Source organism: Teichococcus wenyumeiae, assembly GCF_003696345.1.
Taxonomy (GTDB): Bacteria; Pseudomonadota; Alphaproteobacteria; order Acetobacterales; family Acetobacteraceae; genus Pseudoroseomonas; species Pseudoroseomonas wenyumeiae.
Genome location: NZ_RFLX01000004.1, coordinates 16,767 through 35,048, shown reverse-complemented (window position 1 = coordinate 35,048; position 18,282 = coordinate 16,767). Strand labels below are relative to the sequence as shown.

The window sequence follows — 18,282 nt, the reverse complement described above, 5'->3', positions numbered from 1 at the left end:
CGAAAAACAGACTACAAGATCCCGTGCGGGGAACCAACCGCCAGAGTAGACCCGCAAGCAGTCCACCAAGAACCCGTAGCAGCCAAAGAGCCATCGAACCCTTCCATGCCGAATCGTTACCAAGCCGACATCGTCAGCCATCGCGGCGGCACCTTCCTCTGGCCTGAGAACAGCCTGGAAGCCTTCGAGAACAGTTTGATGCTCGGCATCGAGCAGGCGGAGTGCGACGTGCACCTCTCCGCCGACGGCGTGCCGATGGTGATCCACGACCCGGTGCTGCAACGGACGACGGAGGCGCAGGGGCCTGTCGCCACGCGCTCTTCCGAGGAACTGGGGCAGATCCGGCTGCGCGGCGGCCGGGGCGGGACCATCCCCTCGCTGGCCGAGGTTGCCGCCCTGTTCACCGGGAAATCCATGCAGCTGCAGGTGGAGGTGAAGCCCGCCATCACCGGCGCCGCCTATCCGGGCCTGCTGGACCGCAGCCTGGCCATCCTTGACCAGGCGGGCATCCGCGCCCAGTGCCGCATCATCGCCTTCGATGCCGAAGTCGCGGCGGCGGCCCAGCAGGCTGGCGGCCTGGCCGGCGTGATCTGGCTCTTTGAACACCGCCTGCTGCACGCGATCGGCGCCGAGGGCGTGATCGCCATCGCCCGGACCTATGGCTTCGACATGGTGGAAACCGATGTGGTGGCCTTGGACGCGGAACTCTGCGGCCGCTTCCGCGCCGCCGGCCTGCGGTTGGGCGCCTGGGGCGCCAATCATGCGGAAACGCTGGAGAAGGCCTTCGGCCTTGGGCTCGAAGCGGTGGCCACGGACAACCCTGTCCTGGCTACCCGGCTGCGCGGCTGAACCTAAGGCGCCGCCACGATGCCGGCGCAAGCCGCCGGTAACCGCGGCGGCGCCACGGCAGCGCGAGGGGCAGGGTGGCTGGGCCTCGGGGTGAACCACCAGTCCAGGCTCGAATCGCAGCCGTCGCCTGGAGGCACCGGCGCCTGATCCTGGCAACTGTGCTGCCCCGGAGGGCAACGCAGCCGCACATGCATATGCGAGTCGTGGCCGCCCCAGGGGCGGACCCGACGCAGCCACGGCTCGCCGGCGTGGCTGCGGCACAGTGCCCGCTTGATGGCCGGGTTGACGAATATCCGGTCAACGCCCGGCTGTTCGGCAGCCAAGCGGATCAATGCGGCGTGGCGTGGAGAATACAAGGCAGGGTCGATGTCCTGCCCGTCCTGCCGGACCAGCGAGGGAACCTCGATGGATTCGCGCGCTGCTCTGGGGATTGCTGCCCGGGGCGTCACATCAAGCCAGATATCCGCATCGAGCCCGATCTGGTGGCTGGTATGGCCCCAGGGCATCCGGCCGCCGCGCGGCTGCCCGAGGTCCCCGATCCACAGTGGCGGCAGGCCACTGCGCCGTGCGGCGCTGCTCAGGTCTCGAAGCATCCCGATCAATGCCGGATGGCCCCAGAAGCGGTTGCGAGAGAGCCGCACGACCTCCCACCCTGGCCCTTCCGGAGGCATGGCAACGGCCCCGGCGATGCAGCCAAGCCCATGTGTTCCGATGACCTGTGGCGCGCCTGGGGTCGGGTGGCTCACTCCAGCCCATGCACTGATGGGCGGATCGGCAGCCAGGGCCGGCGCCGCGAGCAGAGACGCGGCCAACAGCAGCGGGAGAAGGTGCCGGATCTTTGGGATCAAAGTTCAGCCGCCTGAAAAAAAAGGGCGGTGGCTATGCTTGCCACCGCCCTTTCTCAAGAACCTCAGCTTCCCGAGAAGCGGAAGGCACCGGGTATCGTTTCCGCTTCACCAAGCGGCGCAGCCGCTGCCGCGTTGCCGGGCTGCTGCGCCTGCGACTGCTTCACCTTGGCGTCAATCTGCTTCAACAGGGTCAGCAGCCCATTGGTGAAGGCCGGAAGCTGTACCACCGGGATCACCAACTGCCCACAGGGAGCCGGAGAGCCGTCTGCCTTGGTTTGCGCCAGCGTCAGCCGCGCCACGCCGAAGTTTACGCTCGCATCGAGGATGCCATCGGCGAAGACAGTCGGTTGATCAGGCATTGGATCTCCTTGGGCTGGTTACTGTTCGCGGAAGGCGCGGTGGAAGCTGTCGAGCACCGGCTGGGCGATGTAGCGGAAGAAGCTACGGCTGCCGGTCTGGATCTGGGCTTCTACCGGCATGCCAGCACGAAGCTCCACATCCTTCAAGCGCGATAGCTGGTCCTCGTCCACCGTCACCTGCACGCGGTAATGGCTGGCGCGGGTGCGTTCATCGATCGTCACGTCGCTGGCCACATAGGTGACACGGCCATGCAGGAAAGGCACCAGCCGCTGCTTGAAGGCCGGCAGCCGGATCTCGGCATGCAGGCCGGGATAGACCACGTCGATATCCGTGGGCGAGAGCTGAACCTCCGCCACCAGCCGGTCGTGGCTCGGCACCAGTTCCATCACCGGCTCCCCGGCCCGGACCACGGCGCCAAGGTTGAAGAAGCGGCTGGCGATGATGGTGCCGTCGTCCGGCGCCACGATGTCGCGGCGGGTCACCACGTCCTGGGCGGCGCGCAGCTTCTCCTCGGCCTCGTTCAACCGGACGCGCACTTCACGCGCCTCGGTGGAAACCTCTGCCAGCCGCTGGTCACGCACCTGCTGCATCTGGCTGCGGGCTTCCGCGGCCGAGGCGGCGGCGCGCTCGGTCTGGCCGATCAGGTCCTGCAGATTGCCCTCCAGCGAGGCGGCGTTGCGCTGCAGCGCCAGCAGGCGCGGCATCCGCTCCAGGCCCTGGGCGACCAGGGTCCGGACATCCGTCTCCTCCCGCTTGATCAGGTCCAGCTGCCGCTTCTGGCTGCCGATCTGCGCCTGGGCGGAGACGGCCGTGGCCTCGTGCTGGGCGATCCGCGCATCCAGCACCTGGATCTGGCTGGTCAGGCTGGCCTGCCGCGCCGCGAAGAGCGTGCGCTGGCCGGTCATGGCTTCCAGTGCCCGCGCATCGCTGGCGGCGAGCAGCTCGGGCGGGAAGGTGATCTCGCTGGCGCCCTGGTGCTCGGCCTGCAGCCGGGCGAACTGCGCCAGCAGCGCCCAGCGCTGGCCCACCAGCATCTCCAGGTTGGCGGCCGACTGCGCGTCGCTCAGGCGCATCAGCACCTGGCCGGCCTTCACCTTGTCGCCGTCATGCGCCAGGATTTCGCTGATGATGCCGCCTTCCAGATGCTGGATGGTCCGGCGGTTACCCTCGCTGCGGATCTGCCCGGGGGCGATGGCGGCCTCCGCCAGCGGCGCCAGCACCGACCAGCCGATGAAGCCGCCGAAGAAGACGACGATGGCCACGATGCCCAGCCACACGGCACCCGACGTGCGTGGACGGCTGTTCTCAAGTTGGCCCGGAGAAAGCGGGGGCAGGCCGCCACGGCCGGGCAGGGCCGGGGGCTGCGCGCCGGGTGTGGTGGTGATGCTCATGCGGCGCCTCCCGGAGCCAGACGGCCTGCGGCCTGTGGGGTTGCGGCGGTGGCAGGGCGGGGCGGCGGCATCAGGCGGCGCAGCACCTCGGCACGGGGGCCGAACATCTCGACGGCACCGTCCTTCAGCAACAGGACCTTATCCACGCCCTGCACCAGGGCCGGGCGGTGCGAAACCAGCACCACGGTGGCGCCGCGTTCCTTCAGTGCCTCCACGCCGCGCTGCAATGCCGCCTCGGCATCGCCATCGAGGTTGGAGTTGGGCTCGTCCAGCACCACCAGCTTCGGGCTGCCGAACATGGCGCGCGCCAGCCCGACCAGCTGCCGCTGGCCGCCGGAGAGGTGCTGGCCGCCTTCGCCGATCTGGGTGTCATAGCCCTGCGGCAGGCGCAGGATCATCTCATGGCAGCCGGCCAGCCGGGCGGCGGCGAACACCGCCTCCGGGTCGGCATCGGCCATGCGGGCGATGTTCTGGAAAACGGTGCCGTCGAACAGCTCCACGTCCTGCGGCAGGTAGCCGATGTGGCGGCCGAAATCCTCGCGCTTCCAGGTGAAGACATCGGCGCCATCCAGCCGCACGTTGCCGGTGGTCGGCCCAAGCGTGCCTATCAGCAGGCGGATCAGGGTCGTCTTGCCGGCGGCGGAAGGGCCAATGATGGCGAGGCTCTCACCCGGCTCCAGCGTGAAGGAGACACCCTTGATGATGGCCATCGGCTGGCCCGGCGCGGCATAGGTCACGCGCTCGGCGGCCACGCGGCCGGCGGGCTCCGGCAGCGCCAGGCCCGGCGGGCGGATGCGCGGCATGGACAGGAAGACCTTCAGCCGCTTCAGGGCCTGGCGGCTTTGCACCAGCCCCTTCCAGCCGCCGATCAGTTGCTCCACCGGCGCCAGCGCGCGGCCCATGATGATGGAGCCGGCGATGGAGGCGCCCGAGGTCAGCTCCTGTTGCAGCACCAGATAGGCGCCGATGCCGAGCACGGCGAGCTGCACGGCGAGGCGGAAGAACTTGGTGGCCGAGAGCAGCACGGCGGCCCGGTCAGCCGCCTTCTGCTGCGGCGCGGTGACCTGGGCCGTGCTGTCGCGCCAGTGCTGCATCACGGCCGGGCCCATGCCCATGCTGTCGATCACCTCGGCATTGCGGGCGATGGCGTCGGACCGGCGCTGCGCCGCCATGCTGGCGGTGCTGGCCTGCCGCAGCAGGGCAGAGGTGGTGAATTCGTTCAGCAGGGTCAGCGCGAAGAGCAGCACCGCGCCGCCCAGGGCGATGCAGCCCATGATGGGGTGCAGCAGGAAGATCGCGCCGAGATAGATCGGCACCCAGGGCACGTCATAGACGGCCAGGGCGCCGGGAGAGCCGAGCCAGGAGCGGCAGACCGCGAGGTCCCGCAGCGCCTCCATCCGATAGGGGCGGCCGCGGAGCTGGGCTTCCAGCGCGCGCTCGAAGCCCTCGGGCGCCACGCGCGACTCGATCCAGGCCGCGACGCGCTGCATCACCTGCCCACGCACGGCCTCCAGAACCGCCAGGAGCAGGATGGCCCCGAAGGCGATGACGGTCAGGAAGAGCAGCGTGTCCATGCTGCGGGTGGCCAGCACCCGATCAAAGACCTGCATCATGTACAGCGAGACGGTCAGCTGCAGCAGGTTCACCACGCCGCTGAACAGGCCGACGGCCACAAACTCACGGCGACAGGCTGAAACGGCACGGGACAGGAGGTTGCCGGGGTCGATCTCGGCACCGGGCATACGAGGTGAGATATTCATGCGGTTCGGGTGCTCTCAGCCTCGGTGAAGGTCGGAATGACGGCGGGAGAGAAACATGCAGCCGGGAACTCCGTGCGCCTCACCAGAAAGAAGGTCATGAGCCTTAATAGCCAAGATATCGCTAAGGCTCTATTGTCTATCCAGTTAGGCCGCAGCTTAAAAGTTTCTGAGCGGCGCCGTTGTAGTCTCGCGGGTGCGGAGTTGCACCCTTTAAATTGATTTACTCTCACTTCCCTGTGATGCTGTCACTGCAACGCTTCTGGAAAACAAAGCGGCGGCTGAGCAGGAAATTACCGCCAAGTCCTGCTACCGCTCCTGCCGCGACTGCTAGCACCGGATACCTGGCTGCTACTGGCCAGAGGGTGATCAACAGCAAGTAAGTTCCGTAATTGATGACGAAGCCCAGCAGGTTAACCAGCAGGAACATGGTCCACTGCCGGCCCCGGTGGCTGCGGTCCGCCTGCCGGAAGGTCCAGGCGCGGTTGAGCGCCCAGTTGGCCGAGGCTGCCGTAACATAGGACAACACCCGGCCAAGATAGAGCCCGGCACCAAGCGAGAGGGCGGCATAAAGCATCGCGGTGTCGATCAGGAAGCCGAGCGTCCCGACCACGCCGAAGCGCAGCAATTCACCCACCAGGGCAAGGCGCCGAGGCCCGAGGAGGCCGGGCTGGGATGGCAGTGACATGCCGCCGCATAGGCCTGCCAACCGAGTCTGCCAAGAGGTGGGCGACCGATTACCCCTTGCGTCCGGTGCAGGGCTCGGCTTCCCTCCGTCCCGCAAGAATCGCATGGGTGGGAGAAGCTAGACGAATGCTCAGACGCCAGTTGTTTGCCGGCGCCGCGGGTGCCGCCATGGGCTCTGCCTTCCCGCGCTTCGCCGTGGCTCAGCGCTCCAATGCCCGGACGCTGAAGTTCATCGCCCAGGCAGATCTGGCCGTCGTCGACCCCATCATCACCACGGCCTATGTCAGCCGGAACCATGCCTATATGGTGTGGGACACGCTCTACGGCATGGACGAGAACTTCAAGCCGCAGCCCCAGATGGTCGAGGGCCATGTGGTGGAGGAAGGCGGCAAGCGCGTCACCATGACGCTGCGCCCCGGCATGAAGTTCCATGACGGAGAACCGGTCCGGGCCAGCGATGCCGTGGCCTCCATCCGCCGCTGGGCGGCCCGGGACGCACTGGGGCAGGTGCTGTTCTCGGTGCTGGATGACCTCTCGGCCGCCGATGACAAGACCATTGTCTTCCGCCTGAAGCGGCCGTTCCCCCTGCTGTTCGAGGCGCTGGCCAAGCCCGCCACTCCCGTCTGCTTCATCATGCCGGAGCGCCTGGCCCAGACTGATCCGGCGACTGCCGTAAAGGAGGTCGTCGGCTCCGGCCCCTTCCGCTTCCGGCAGGACCAGCGGGTGCCCGGCAGCCTGGTGGTCTACGAGAAGTTCGCCGACTATGTGCCCCGCACCGAGGGTAGCCCGAGCTGGACTGCTGGCCCGAAGCACGTGCATTTCGACCGCGTCGAATGGCATGTGATGCCGGATGCCGCCACCGCCGCCGCTTCCCTGCAGAATGGCGAGATGGACTGGTGGGAACAGCCGACTGGCGACTTGCAGCCAGTGCTGCGCCGCTCCCGCGACATCGTGCTGGAAATCCCGGACCCAACCGGCTTGGTCGGCATGGCGCGCTTCAACCACCTGCACCCGCCCTTCAACAACCCGGCGATCCGCCGCGCCCTGCTGGGGGCGGTCAGCCAGGAAGACTTCATGACGTCGGTGATCGGCACCGACCGCACGCTGTGGCGCGAGGGTGTCGGCGTCTTCCCGCCGGAGACGCCCTTGGCCAGCAACGCCGGCATGGAAGTGCTGACCAGCCCGCGCGACTTTGACAAGGTGAAGCGCGACCTCGCCGCCGCCGGCTACAAGGGCGAGAAGGTGGTGCTGATCGCCGCCTCGGACTTCCCGTCGCTGAACGCCCTGGCGCAGGTGGGCAACGACATGCTGCAGAAATGCGGCATGAACGTCGAGTTCGTGTCCACCGACTGGGGCTCGGTGGTGCAGCGGCGCGCCAGTCGGGAGCCGGTGGAGAAGGGCGGGTGGAGCATGTTCTTCACCTTCTGGGCGGGCCTGGACATGGTGAACCCGGGGGTGCAGCAGGCGCTGCGCGGGCACGGGCAGGCCGCATGGTTCGGCTGGCCGACCGCGCCGAAGCTGGAAGAGCTGCGCAATGCCTGGTTCGAGGCGCCGGACCTTGCCGCCCAGAAGGAGATCGGGCGGCAGATCCAGCTGCAGGCTTTGCAGGATGTGCCGTATCTGCCTGTTGGACAGTACTTCCAGGCAACGGCCTACCGGCGTGACTTGGTTGGCGTGCCAAAGGGGCTGCCGCTGTTCTGGAACGTGAAGAGGGCCTGACCCCGAGCTTTGCCTTTTTCCGAGGCAGAGAGAGGCGGCGCCTTCATCGAGGATGCCGCAGCTCTCCTGCGGATCGCCTGTGGCGGCATTGTGGCACGGCGCGTGCTTGGTGTTTGCCTGATCCGGCCATGCATCTCGCAGGGCCCCTGGCTTCGGTGACGAACGGGGTGAGAATGACGATGGAACGAAGGTCCTTCCTCAAGGCCGGCCTAGCCGGCAGCGTTCTGGCATCGGCTGGCAACCTGGCGGCGCCCGCGCTCGCCCAGGGCGCGGCGGCGCGGACCCTGCGCTTCGTGCCGCAGGCCAACCTCGCCAATTTCGACCCGATCTGGGGCAGCCAGTATGTGGTCCGGAACGCCTCGCTGCTGGTCTGGGACACGCTCTACGGCGTCGATGCCGATATCGTCCCGCGCCGCCAGATGGTGGAGGCGGAGGAGGTTTCGGATGACGGCCTGACCTGGACCTTCAGGCTGCGCCCCGGGCTGAAGTTCCACGACAATGCGCCGGTCCTGGCGCGGGACGTGGTTGCCAGCCTGACGCGCTGGGCCGTGCGCGACCCGATGGGCCAGATGATCCGGGCCCTGCAAAACGAGCTTGTGGCCGTCGATGACCGCACCTTCCGCTGGGTGCTGAAGAAGCCCTATCCGAAGATGCTGCTGGCGCTGGGCAAGAACAACGCGCCCTGCGCCTTCATCATGCCGGAGCGGGTCGCCAGGACCGATCCCTTCCAGCAGATCACGGAGTATATCGGCTCCGGCCCCTTCCGCTTCGTGCGTGAAGAGTGGGTGCCTGGCGCCAAGGCCGTCTTCGCCAAGTTCGACGGCTACGTTTCGCGCGACGAGGCGCCGAGCTGGCTTGCCGGCGGCAAGCGGGTGCTGGTGGACCGGGTGGAATGGGTGGTGATGCCCGACCCCGCCACCGCTTCCGCCGCCTTGCAGAATGGCGAGGTGGACTGGTGGGAGAACCCGATCGCCGACCTCGTGCCGATCCTGAGGCGGAACCGCAATATCGAGGTGGATATCGCTGATCCGCTTGGAAATGTCGGCAGCTTCCGAATGAACCACCTCCACGCGCCCTTCAACGACCCGCGGGCGCGGCGCGCCGTGATGATGGCGCTCAGCCAGGAAGACTACATGCGTGCCCTGGTCGGCGAGGACCAGAGCCTCTGGAAGGAGATGGGCGGCTTCTTCACGCCCGGCACCTCTCTTTACACCGAGGCCGGCGGCGAGATCATGAAAGGCCGGCGTGACATCGCCGGCTCCAGGAAGCTGCTCGCCGAAGCCGGCTACGATGGCCAGCCGGTCACGCTGCTGGTGGCCCAGGATCAGCCGATCACCAAGGCCTTCGGTGATGTCAGCGCCGACCTCCTGAAGCAGATCGGCATGAATGTGGATTTCGTGGCGACCGACTGGGGCACGGTGGGCTCCCGCCGCACCGTCAAGGCGCCGCCGAGGCAGGGGGGATGGCACATCTTCCACACCTGGCACGCCGGCGCCGACTGCATCAATCCCGCGCCCTATACCGCGATGCGCGCCAATGGTGATGCCGCCTGGTTCGGCTGGCCCAAAAGCGACGCCATCGAGGCTGCGCGAGAAGAATGGTTCGCCGCCAGCGATATCGCGGGCGAGAAAGCGGCCGTGGACAAGATGAATGCGGCCGCCGTGGACTTCGGCCTCTTCGCACCTACGGGATTTTTCTTGTCCTACCAGGCCTGGCGTAAGAACATCTCGGGCGTCGTGAAAGCGCCCGCGCCGTTCTTCTGGGGTGTCTCAAAAACCTGATCGGATTCTCATGTTTGCCTATATCATCCGACGCATCGCTTCGACGATTCCAGTCATGGCGATTGTCGCGCTCTTTGTATTCAGCCTGCTATACTTGGCGCCGGGCGACCCGGCGGCGGTGATCGCTGGCGACCAGGCGACGCCTGCCGATGTGGAGCGGATCCGGGCCAGCCTCGGCTTGGACCGTCCCTTTCTGATTCGCTTTGGTGAATGGGCCTTCCGCATCATCCAGGGCGACCTTGGCCTGTCGATCTTCACCAACCTGCCGGTGACGCGCATGATCGCGCAGCGGATCGAGCCGACCCTGTCCCTGATGGTGGTGACGCTGATCCTGGCGATCGGCATTGCCGTGCCGATGGGTGTCGTGGCGGCCTGGAAGTCCGGCTCCTGGATCGACCGGATGGTGATGAGCTTCGCTGTGCTGGGCTTCTCCGTCCCAGTCTTCGTGGTCGGCTATGTGCTGGCCTATATCTTTGCCCTGCAACTCGACTGGGTGCCGGTGCAGGGTTATACGCCGATTTCCAATGGCTTCTGGCCCTGGCTGCAGAACCTGATCCTGCCGGCCATCTCGCTCGGCGGCGTTTATATCGCGCTGATCGCCCGCATCACCCGCGCGACGATGCTGGAGATCCTGCAGCAGGATTACATCCGCACCGCCCGTGCCAAGGGCGCCGGCCAGCGCACCATCCTGTTCCTGCACGCGCTGAAGAACGCTGCCGTGCCGATCGTCACCGTGATCGGCATCGGCGTTGCGCTGCTGATCGGCGGCGCCGTGGTGACGGAGAGCGTCTTCGCAATTCCTGGCCTGGGCCGTCTGACAGTGGATGCCATTCTGCGCCGCGACTATCCTGTCATTCAGGGCGTGATCCTGCTGTTCTCCTTCGTTTACGTGCTGGTCAATCTGGTGATTGACCTGAGCTACACCCTCTTCGACCCGAGGATCCGGTATTGAGCACCACCGCACTCCCGCCCGGCGGGGTCCCCGCCGCCGCGCCCCAGATGCCGGACATCCTGCCGAACCGCCGCGCGCGGAAAGGCGTTCTCGGCTACCTGTACCGCTATCCCACCATTGCCATCGGTGGGTTCCTGCTGCTGGTGATGCTGGCCATCGCCGTCTTCGCGCCCTTCCTGTGGACCAAGGACCCGACCGCCCTGGCGCCGGCCATGCGTACCCGCCCGCCGGGTGAGCGCTGGTGGTTCGGCACGGACATGCTGGGCCGCGACGTCTATTCCCGCGTGCTTTATGGCACCCGCGTGTCGCTGACCGTCGGCTTCGGCGTGGCCATCGCCTCCTCGATCATCGGCCTGTTCATCGGTCTTGTCGCCGGCTTCGTTCGCTGGGCCGACAGCATCATCATGCGTGTCATGGACGGGCTGATGTCGATCCCCTCCATCCTGCTGGCCATCGCGCTGATGGCGCTGACCCGTGGCTCGGTCGGCAACGTCATCCTGGCCATCACCGTGGCCGAGATTCCGCGCGTCTCACGCCTCGTGCGTGGCGTGGTGCTGAGCTTGCGCGAGCAGCCTTATGTCGAGGCGGCGATCGCCTCGGGCACGCGCACGCCGGTCATCATCTGGCGGCACATCCTGCCGAATACCCTGGCGCCCATGACGGTGCAGGCGACCTATATCTGCGCCAGCGCCATGATCGCCGAGGCCATCCTGAGCTTTATCGGGGCCGGCACGCCGCCGATCATCCCGTCCTGGGGCAATATCATGGCCGAGGGCCGTGCCCTGTGGCAGGTGAAGCCGTATATCGTGTTCTTCCCGGCCATCTTTCTTTCCATTACCGTGCTGGCGGTGAACCTCCTGGGCGACGGCCTGCGGGATTCCCTCGACCCGCGCATGGCGAAGCGGGTGTAAGCACCATGGCACTCCTCGAAGTCGAAAACCTGCAGACGCATTTCGCCACCGCCGATGGCGTGAACCGCGCCGTCGATGGCCTGACGTTTTCCGTGGAAGCGGGTGAGACGGTTGCCATCGTCGGTGAGTCCGGCTGCGGCAAATCCGTCACCTCCATGTCGATCCTGCGGCTCATCCCGGAGCCGCCGGGCAAAATCGCCGGCGCCATCCGCTTCAATGGCAAGGACCTGCTGAAGCTCTCCGAGCGCGAGATGCGTGCCATCCGCGGCAACGAGATCAGCATGATCTTCCAGGAGCCGATGACATCGCTGAACCCGGTGCTGTCCATCGGCCAGCAGATCGGCGAGGCACTGCGGCTGCACCAGGGGCTGTCCAAGTCGCAGGCCGAGGCGCGCGCGGTGGAGATGCTGAAGCTCGTCGGCATCCCGGCACCGGAGAAGCGGGTGAAGGAATACCCGCACCAGCTTTCCGGCGGCATGCGGCAGCGCGTCATGATCGCCATCGCCCTGGCCTGCAACCCGAAGCTGCTGATCGCCGATGAGCCGACCACCGCGCTCGACGTGACCATCCAGGCGCAGATCCTGGACCTGATGCGGGACCTGAAGCACCGCGTGGGCGCGGCCATCGTGCTCATTACCCACGACCTCGGCGTGGTGGCCGAGGTGGCGGAGCGGGTGATCGTTATGTACGCCGGCCGGAAGGTCGAGGAAGCGCCGGTCAACGAGCTCTTCAAGAACCCGAAGCATCCCTATACCAAGGGGCTGCTCGGCGCGGTGCCGAAGCTCGGCTCCTCGCTGACGGGTGAAAGCACGCGGCTGGCGGAAATCCCCGGCCTGGTGCCGAGCCTCAAGAAGCGGATCCAGGGCTGCGTCTTCGCCAGCCGCTGCCCGCAGCAGACCGAACTATGCCTGGAAATCGCCCCGGCGCTGGAAGAGAAGGCGCCTCGCCACCAGGCAGCCTGCCACTACGCGACCAAGGAGGCCGTGCCCGCATGAGCGAGACCATGAGCCGAACCGTGGATCAACTCACGGCCAATGCCGGCCGGCCGCTGCTGGAGGTCAACGACCTCAAGAAGCACTTCCCCATCAAGGCGGGCTTCTTCGGCGGCACCACCGGCCATGTCTATGCCGTGGATGGCGTGTCCTTCAACGTCAACAAGGGCGAGACGCTCTCGCTCGTCGGTGAATCCGGCTGCGGCAAGTCCACCGTCGGCAAGACCATCCTGCGCCTCTACAATCCCACGGGCGGGCAGGTGGTCCTCGACGGGCAGCGCATCGACGACCTGTCCGAGGGCAAGCTGCGCCCCGTCCGCCGCCGCATCGGCGTGGTCTTCCAGGACCCGTTCAGCAGCCTGAACCCGCGCATGCGGGTGCGCGACCTGCTGGCGGAGCCGATCCGCAATTATGGCCTGGCGAAGAACTCCGCCGACCTTAATGAGCGCCTCGGCAAGCTGATGGACACCGTGCGGCTGCCGCGCGATGCGGTGGAACGCTTCCCGCACGAATTCTCTGGCGGCCAGCGCCAGCGTATCTGTATCGCGCGCGCCCTGGCAGGTGAGCCTGAGCTGATCATCTGCGACGAAGCGGTTTCGGCACTGGACGTGTCGGTGAAGGCGCAGATCGTGAACCTGCTGCAGGATCTGCAGAAGGAACTCGGGCTGGCGCTGCTCTTCATCAGTCACGACTTGGCGATCGTCGAGCATATGACGCATCGCGTGGCGGTGATGTATCTGGGCAAGATCGTCGAGATCGCGCCGAAGCGCAGCCTCTTCGCCGCGCCCAAACATCCCTATACCGAGGCACTGCTTTCCGCCGTGCCGGTGCCGGAGCCCGGGGCGGCGCGGGAACGCATCATCCTGAAGGGCGATGTGCCGAGCCCGATCCGGCCGCCGCCCGGATGCCGGTTCCATACCCGCTGCCCCTATGCCTTCGACCGCTGCAGGAGCGACGAGCCGCGGCTGCAGCAGACGGTGACGGGACATTGGGCGGCCTGCCACCTGCACGACCTACCGGCAAGCCAGAACCCGCTGGCGCGCAATGTGGCCGAATACGCCTGAGTAACGACAGAGAAGGGGCTTCGGCCCCTTTTCTTACTGCTTTACTTGCGAACGCATCGCATTCGCGGATTTCTTCTGCCAGGAACCGCTGCGATCATGCTGGGCTGACTTGACGGGCGCCCTGGGCTCGGATGACTCTTCATCCCCGATCGCCGCGCGTCGCGGCGTCTTCGCCTCCGGAGGATGCGCCAATGCCGCAGGTCACACTGACCGTGAACGGCCAGAATCACACGGTCGAGGTCGAAAGCCGCACGCTGCTCGTGGAGCTGCTGCGCGAGAAGCTGCGCCTGACCGGCACCCATGTCGGCTGCGACACCAGCCAGTGCGGGGCCTGCGTGGTCCATGTCGATGGGGAGAGCGTAAAAGCCTGCACCATCCTGGCGGTTCAGGCCGAAGGCGCGAAGGTGACCACCATCGAGGGTCTGGCTGCGGCCGATGGCACGCTGCACCCGATGCAGGAAGCCTTCCGCGAGTACCATGCGCTGCAATGCGGTTTCTGCACCCCGGGCATGGTGATGAGCGCCATCGACCTCGTGCAGAAGAATCCCCAGGGGCTAACCGAGCACGAGATCCGCGAGGGCCTGGATGGCAACATCTGCCGCTGCACCGGCTACCATAACATCGTCAAGGCGATCACCGCCGCGGCCGATGTGATGCATGGCAAGCGCGCCGAACTGGCGCCGGCTGGCTAAGGAGAGCAGGGCATGTACGATTTCGAGTACCACAAGCCCACCTCGGTGGCCGATGCGGTCAAGATCCTGGCTGCGGACCCGGATGCCAAGCCCATCTCCGGCGGCATGACGCTGCTGCCGGCGCTGAAGCACCGGCTGAACCGCCCAACCGCGCTGGTGGATCTCGGCGGCATCGCCGAGCTGCGCGGCGTGAAGCGGGAAGGCGATGCGCTGGTGATCGGTGCGATGACCAAGCATTACGAGGTCGCCACCAACCCGCTGGTGACGGAAAGCATTCCGGCGCTGGCCCGCATGGCCGCCACGATTGGCGACACGCAGGTGCGCAATCGCGGCACGCTCGGTGGCAGCCTGGCCAATAACGACCCGGCGGCGGACTACCCGGCGGCGGCGCTGGCGTTGAACGCGACCTTCATCACCAACAGCCGCCGCATCCCGGCTGACGAATTCTTCCTGGGCATGTTCACCACGGCGCTGGAGCCGGGCGAATTGTTGGTGGCCGTGTCCTTCCCGATTCCCGAGAAGGCTGGTTACGCCAAGCTGCGCAACCCGGCGAGCCGCTACTCCATGGCCGGGGTCTTCGTGGCCAAGGGGCCTGCCGGGGTGCGGGTGGGCGTGAATGGCGCCGGCCCCTGTGCCTTCCGGCAGGCCGATATGGAAGTGGCGCTGGCTTCCAACTGGTCTGCCGCTGCGCTGGAAGGCGTGAAGCAGTCGTCGGACGACCTTAACAGCGACATCCACGGCAGCGCCGAATACCGCGCGCATCTTGTTGGCGTGATGGCCAAGCGGGCCCTGGCCGACGCCGGTTAAGGCTGAGCGGGGAGGGGGCGGCCCTGCCGGCCCCTCCTCATTGTTCGCGGCACCGAAAAACAAGCCACTCCTTTGTGAATTTCACCGATTCGGCTAGCAATCGTTGCCCTGTGGTGCAAGGATGTTGGGGCCGGTCCTGCATCCCGTCGGGCCGTGTAGTTTTTACGGATACGAGACGCAGTGTTGCCGGACAACGATTCGCAGGGTGGCACCGGGCCGATTGAGGCCGAGGTGAAGTGGTACAATGGCCGTAAGGGGTTCGGCTTTGTACTGGGCCCGGATGGCCAGGATGTGTTCTTCCACGCATCGGCCCTGACCGAGGCGGGAATTGAGCCCCCCGAGACTGGCGACAAGCTGGTCTGCGAGATTGGCTCCGACCGGCAGGGGCGCCGGCTGGTTACCAAGATCCATGAGCGTAAGCTGGGCCCGGGTGGTGGAGACCGTCCGCCGCGCCGCGACTTCGGCGGTGACCGCTTCGGCGACCGTCCGCCCCGCCGCGACTTCGGTGACCGCCCGCCGCGCCGCGACTTCGGTGCTCCCGGCGGCTTTGGTGGTGGTGGTGGCTTCGGCGACCGCCCGCCGCGTCGCGACTTCGGTGGTGGCGACCGCTTCGGTGGTGGTGGTGGCTTCGGCGACCGTCCGCCGCGCCGTGACTTCGGTGGTGGCGACCGCTTCGGTGGCGGCGGCGGCGGCTTCGGCGCGCCGCGCTCCTTCGGTGACCGTCCGCCGCCGCGCCGCGACTTCGGCCGTGACGACAGCGGCCCGACCTATGCGGTGAACGGCACTGTTAAGTGGTTCGACCAGGTGCGCGGCTTCGGCTTCGTGACTCCGGACGATGGCGGCCAGGACGTGTTCCTGCACTCCTCCGTTCTGCAGCGCGCTGGCAAGCAGGACGTGCAGCAGGGTGAGAAGGTGGCGCTGGAAGTTAAGGACGGGCAGCGCGGCCGTCAGGCCGTGGTGATGAAGGACTAACCTTCGCCTCACCGCGACAGGCTTTGGAAAGCCCCCGGTACCGTAAGGTGCCGGGGGTTTTTCGTTGGTGGCGGCTTCCTTGCATCGCCACTTCCGCTTCGATAATGTTGTGACATGTCAGTGGAAGTTTAGCTGCATGTCATTGATGACGCCGGTTGATGTTCCGCCTTCCTTGACGGAGCAGGCCGTCGGCTTGCTGCGGCGAGAAATTCTCACGACCCGCATGCGGCCGGGCGCCACGCTCAGCGAAGCTGTGGTGGCGCAGCAGATTGGTCTTGGAAAGGCGCCGATCCGGGCAGCTTTGGCCCGGCTGGCTGAAGAAGGCTTGGTGCAGGCCGTGCCGCGCCGTGGGTGGACGGTGTCGCTCGTCACCATCCGCGACATCCATGAGGTCTTTGGCATGCGGCTGCTCCTGGAGCCGGAAGCCGCGCGGCTGGCAGCCGGCCGGGTGGATGCGGAGCTACTGCGCCGCCTCGATTCCATCTGCGCCTGCGGTTACCAGCCGAATGACGAGGAAAGCACCCATGCCTTCCTGGATGCCAATAAGGCCTTCCATGTCGCGCTAGCGGAACTCTCCGGCAATGGCCGCTTGGCACGGCAGATCGACCGGCTGCTGGACGAGAGCACACGCATGCTGGCCCTAGGCCTGCGGCGGCGCGACCGCACAGGTGAAATGGCCCATGAGCATCATGCGCTGATCGAAGCACTGGCGCTTGGCCATGCCGCTGAAGCCGCAGCCTTCATGAAGGAGCAGGTGGCCGCATCCCAGGCCATGGTTCTGGCAGCATTGACGGCACCCGACGCCCTGACGGCGGTGTAGAGGCCATGACCTTTGTTCTGCCTCGTACCGCGGGGCTTTCCTCCATGCTGGCCGATATTCACCGGGCCGCGCTCAGTGACATGGCCGGGCGGCCTGAACGTGTTGCTGTCGCCATCCAGGCTCATCTCCATGATCCGGATCTGCTGGCCGGGATCTCCTGCCCGAGTTGCCCCAACAGCTACATCCGGCATCTTCTTCATGCCGATCCGGACGGCTCTTATGCGGTGGTGGCTCTGATCTGGCGGCCTGGCCAGATGAGCCCGGTGCACGCCCACCGCACCTGGTGCGCTCTCGGCGTTTATCGCGGCGTGTTGTCGGAAGCATTCTACGATCTTCCGGGGGGAAATGTGACGCCTCGGCAGACCGGCGTCGTCTTGCGTGGGCATGGCTCCACATCCTGCGGCCCTGCCGATCCTGGCGCCATCCATCGGCTGGCGAATCTTAGTGGAGAGGAGGCGATATCCTTTCACGTCTATGGCGCGCGCTTCGATCGCTTCGGTCAGGACGTAAATCATGTATTTTGACACATAAAATAGTGGATAACTAACAAACCCACATCCTTCCCACTAGAATGGCGCGGCGCCATAGGCATATACCGGCCCTAATAGGGGCCACGCGCCCGACCGTGGTGGAAAGGATTCGTCATGACCAAGGCTTACGTGATTCACGAGAATCCCGCCTGGCTCCCGCCTCTTGCGGAGGCCTTTGACCGCATCCGTCTGCCATGGGCGGAACTGGACCTGTCCCGCGGCGTCTTCGACCTTTCCGCCGTGCCGCCGGAAGGCGTCTATTACAACCGGATGAGCGCGTCCTCTCACACGCGCGGCCATCGCTATTCCGCTGAGCTGACCGCCGCTGTGCTGGCCTGGCTTACCCGCCATGGCCGCCGGGTGGTGAACGGCCCCCGTGCGCTGGATCTGGAGATCAGCAAGGTCCGCCAGTACGCCGCGCTGGAAGCCGCTGGCCTTTCGGTGCCCCACACCGTGCTGGTGCAGGATGATCCGCAGGTGCTGATCGAAACCGCTCGCCGCCACTTTGGCGAGGGGCCGGTGATCCTGAAGCCGAACCGGGGCGGCAAGGGCCTCGGCGTGCGTCTCTTCACCTCGCCCCAGGCCTTGGCGGACCAGCTGGCAGCCTTGCCGGACGATGAAGCGCCGATCGACGGCATCTGGCTGCTGCAAGAATATATCCGCGCGCCGCGTCCGGTGATCACCCGTGCTGAGTTCGTCGGCGGCCGCTTTGTTTATGCGATCGAGGTCGATACCACTGCGGGGTTCGAGCTCTGCCCGGCGGACGTCTGCGCCATTGGCGATGCCGCCTGCCCGGTGGGCACCCAGCCCGCGCCCGCCGCTGCCCCGCGCTTCACCATCCTGCCGGAGGGCAGCATGGAGCCCGCGCTGCGGGAGCGGCTGGAAGGCTTCCTGTCCAGCAGTGGCATTGATGTCGCTGGCGTCGAGTTCATCCGCACGGCGGACGGCCGGGCGCTGGTCTACGACGTCAACACCAATACCAACTACAATGCCGCTGCCGAGGAGGCCGCCGGCCTTGCTGGCACCGCCCGCTCGGGCCCCGGCGCCCTGGCGGCTTTCCTGGCCAGGGAACTGGCCGCCAAGGAATTGCTGGCGGCCTGAAGCCGGCGGAGTTGCCGGGGCAGGCAGGCCCGCGCCATGCTGATGGCGC

18 protein-coding genes are annotated in these 18,282 nt (G+C 66.6%); 13 read left to right on the top strand and 5 right to left on the bottom strand.

The window, feature by feature from the left end; genetic code table 11:
- Window positions 1-105: 105 nt before the first annotated feature.
- A complete protein-coding gene (locus EBE87_RS07450) occupies window positions 106-849 on the top strand; it encodes a glycerophosphodiester phosphodiesterase (protein WP_120637197.1) in 744 nt (247 codons plus the stop codon).
- Window positions 850-851: 2 nt separating this feature from the next.
- Here the strand turns inward: EBE87_RS07450 and mepA are convergent, their stop codons facing one another.
- The 5 genes from mepA to EBE87_RS07425 all read right to left on the bottom strand — a co-directional run bounded on the left by mepA (window position 852) and on the right by EBE87_RS07425 (window position 5,842).
- Window positions 852-1,595 carry a penicillin-insensitive murein endopeptidase gene (mepA, locus tag EBE87_RS07445; RefSeq protein ID WP_233553094.1) on the bottom strand — a complete coding sequence of 248 codons (744 nt, stop codon included), beginning with the start codon at window positions 1,593-1,595 and terminating at the stop codon, window positions 852-854.
- 164 nt (window positions 1,596-1,759) lie between these two features.
- Entirely contained in the window at window positions 1,760-2,056 is a 297-nt protein-coding gene (locus EBE87_RS07440; protein ID WP_120637195.1) for a hypothetical protein, read from the bottom strand.
- Between the two features lie 18 nt (window positions 2,057-2,074).
- A complete protein-coding gene (locus EBE87_RS07435; protein WP_120637194.1) occupies window positions 2,075-3,448 on the bottom strand; it encodes an HlyD family type I secretion periplasmic adaptor subunit in 1,374 nt (457 codons plus the stop codon).
- Window positions 3,445-5,208 (bottom strand): type I secretion system permease/ATPase, encoded by a 1,764-nt coding sequence (locus EBE87_RS07430; RefSeq protein WP_120637193.1) that lies wholly within the window; start codon window positions 5,206-5,208, stop codon window positions 3,445-3,447. The genes EBE87_RS07435 and EBE87_RS07430 overlap by 4 nt, the downstream gene beginning before the upstream one ends.
- A 226-nt stretch (window positions 5,209-5,434) precedes the next feature.
- Window positions 5,435-5,842, bottom strand: coding sequence for a GtrA family protein (locus tag EBE87_RS07425; RefSeq protein WP_233553093.1), 408 nt, complete (start codon window positions 5,840-5,842; stop codon window positions 5,435-5,437).
- A 176-nt stretch (window positions 5,843-6,018) separates the two neighbouring features.
- On the opposite strand from EBE87_RS07425, the gene EBE87_RS07420 reads away from it, so the two are divergent.
- From EBE87_RS07420 to EBE87_RS07365, 12 genes are all read left to right on the top strand, one after another.
- Entirely contained in the window at window positions 6,019-7,611 is a 1,593-nt protein-coding gene (locus EBE87_RS07420) for an ABC transporter substrate-binding protein (RefSeq protein ID WP_120637191.1), read from the top strand.
- Window positions 7,612-7,790: 179 nt separating this feature from the next.
- The gene (locus tag EBE87_RS07415; protein ID WP_120637215.1) at window positions 7,791-9,392 is read left to right on the top strand and encodes an ABC transporter substrate-binding protein; all 1,602 of its coding nucleotides are present in this window, start codon (window positions 7,791-7,793) and stop codon (window positions 9,390-9,392) included.
- 10 nt (window positions 9,393-9,402) lie between these two features.
- The gene (locus EBE87_RS07410) at window positions 9,403-10,344 is read left to right on the top strand and encodes an ABC transporter permease (RefSeq protein WP_120637190.1); all 942 of its coding nucleotides are present in this window, start codon (window positions 9,403-9,405) and stop codon (window positions 10,342-10,344) included.
- Complete coding sequence (locus EBE87_RS07405) at window positions 10,341-11,255, top strand: ABC transporter permease (protein WP_233553092.1); 915 nt, start codon at window positions 10,341-10,343, stop codon at window positions 11,253-11,255. The genes EBE87_RS07410 and EBE87_RS07405 overlap by 4 nt, the downstream gene beginning before the upstream one ends.
- A 5-nt stretch (window positions 11,256-11,260) precedes the next feature.
- The gene (locus EBE87_RS07400) at window positions 11,261-12,250 is read left to right on the top strand and encodes an ABC transporter ATP-binding protein (protein ID WP_120637189.1); all 990 of its coding nucleotides are present in this window, start codon (window positions 11,261-11,263) and stop codon (window positions 12,248-12,250) included.
- Window positions 12,247-13,311: an ABC transporter ATP-binding protein gene (locus EBE87_RS07395; protein ID WP_199707175.1), complete on the top strand. Its 1,065-nt coding sequence runs from the start codon at window positions 12,247-12,249 to the stop codon at window positions 13,309-13,311. The genes EBE87_RS07400 and EBE87_RS07395 overlap by 4 nt, the downstream gene beginning before the upstream one ends.
- A 191-nt stretch (window positions 13,312-13,502) precedes the next feature.
- Window positions 13,503-14,003 (top strand): (2Fe-2S)-binding protein, encoded by a 501-nt coding sequence (locus EBE87_RS07390; RefSeq protein ID WP_120637188.1) that lies wholly within the window; start codon window positions 13,503-13,505, stop codon window positions 14,001-14,003.
- Window positions 14,004-14,015: 12 nt separating this feature from the next.
- Entirely contained in the window at window positions 14,016-14,810 is a 795-nt protein-coding gene (locus EBE87_RS07385) for an FAD binding domain-containing protein (protein ID WP_120637187.1), read from the top strand.
- Between the two features lie 183 nt (window positions 14,811-14,993).
- Window positions 14,994-15,782, top strand: a complete 789-nt coding sequence (locus EBE87_RS29640) for a cold-shock protein (RefSeq protein WP_147425966.1) — start codon at window positions 14,994-14,996, stop codon at window positions 15,780-15,782.
- A 172-nt stretch (window positions 15,783-15,954) separates the two neighbouring features.
- Window positions 15,955-16,602, top strand: coding sequence for a GntR family transcriptional regulator (locus EBE87_RS07375; RefSeq protein WP_233553091.1), 648 nt, complete (start codon window positions 15,955-15,957; stop codon window positions 16,600-16,602).
- A gap of 5 nt (window positions 16,603-16,607) precedes the next feature.
- Entirely contained in the window at window positions 16,608-17,126 is a 519-nt protein-coding gene (locus EBE87_RS07370; RefSeq protein ID WP_120637184.1) for a cysteine dioxygenase family protein, read from the top strand.
- A gap of 120 nt (window positions 17,127-17,246) precedes the next feature.
- A complete protein-coding gene (locus tag EBE87_RS07365; protein WP_120637183.1) occupies window positions 17,247-18,233 on the top strand; it encodes an ATP-grasp domain-containing protein in 987 nt (328 codons plus the stop codon).
- Window positions 18,234-18,282 lie beyond the last annotated feature (49 nt).

Coding starts and splice junctions, on each gene's coding strand:
- EBE87_RS07450 (WP_120637197.1), top strand. CDS start 106: ATGCCGAATCGTTACCAAGCCGACATCGTCAGCCATCGCGGCGGCACC.
- EBE87_RS07440 (WP_120637195.1), bottom strand. CDS start 2,056: ATGCCTGATCAACCGACTGTCTTCGCCGATGGCATCCTCGATGCGAGC.
- EBE87_RS07435 (WP_120637194.1), bottom strand. CDS start 3,448: ATGAGCATCACCACCACACCCGGCGCGCAGCCCCCGGCCCTGCCCGGC.
- EBE87_RS07430 (WP_120637193.1), bottom strand. CDS start 5,208: ATGAATATCTCACCTCGTATGCCCGGTGCCGAGATCGACCCCGGCAAC.
- EBE87_RS07420 (WP_120637191.1), top strand. CDS start 6,019: ATGCTCAGACGCCAGTTGTTTGCCGGCGCCGCGGGTGCCGCCATGGGC.
- EBE87_RS07415 (WP_120637215.1), top strand. CDS start 7,791: ATGGAACGAAGGTCCTTCCTCAAGGCCGGCCTAGCCGGCAGCGTTCTG.
- EBE87_RS07410 (WP_120637190.1), top strand. CDS start 9,403: ATGTTTGCCTATATCATCCGACGCATCGCTTCGACGATTCCAGTCATG.
- EBE87_RS07400 (WP_120637189.1), top strand. CDS start 11,261: ATGGCACTCCTCGAAGTCGAAAACCTGCAGACGCATTTCGCCACCGCC.
- EBE87_RS07395 (WP_199707175.1), top strand. CDS start 12,247: ATGAGCGAGACCATGAGCCGAACCGTGGATCAACTCACGGCCAATGCC.
- EBE87_RS07390 (WP_120637188.1), top strand. CDS start 13,503: ATGCCGCAGGTCACACTGACCGTGAACGGCCAGAATCACACGGTCGAG.
- EBE87_RS07385 (WP_120637187.1), top strand. CDS start 14,016: ATGTACGATTTCGAGTACCACAAGCCCACCTCGGTGGCCGATGCGGTC.
- EBE87_RS07370 (WP_120637184.1), top strand. CDS start 16,608: ATGACCTTTGTTCTGCCTCGTACCGCGGGGCTTTCCTCCATGCTGGCC.
- EBE87_RS07365 (WP_120637183.1), top strand. CDS start 17,247: ATGACCAAGGCTTACGTGATTCACGAGAATCCCGCCTGGCTCCCGCCT.